The 325-nt window shown below is 59.7% G+C and carries 1 protein-coding gene; it reads left to right on the top strand.

All coding sequences use genetic code 11. The annotated features are described in order from the left end of the window. Positions 1–325, top strand: a 325-nt coding sequence (locus tag NR111_RS18360) for a sorbosone dehydrogenase family protein (RefSeq protein ID WP_256821648.1), incomplete at both ends; no start/stop codon positions are given.

The raw sequence follows: 325 nt of genomic DNA, 5'->3' as shown, positions 1-325 counted from the left end.
TAGATAATCCATTTCCGAACTCGTTTGTCTACAGCTACGGCCACCGCAACTCCCAGGGCATTGCCTGGACCGAGGACGGCACGATGTACGCCAGCGAGTTCGGGCAGGACACCTGGGACGAGCTCAACAAGATCGAAGCAGGCGGAAACTACGGGTGGCCCGAGGTCGAAGGGATTGTGGGTGAAGACGGATTCATCGACCCGCTCCAACAATGGTCACCGGATGATGCCAGTCCCAGCGGAATCGCCATCCACGACGGCACGATCTACATCGCCAATCTTCGTGGTGAGCGACTCCGCACGGTGCCCTTGACCGATCCCGCGAC

This window comes from Dietzia sp. Die43 (assembly GCF_024519835.1).
GTDB lineage: Bacteria > Actinomycetota > Actinomycetes > Mycobacteriales > Mycobacteriaceae > Dietzia > Dietzia kunjamensis.
The sequence above is the reverse complement of the archived record's forward strand: the minus strand, read 5'-3'. Positions and strand labels throughout refer to the sequence as shown.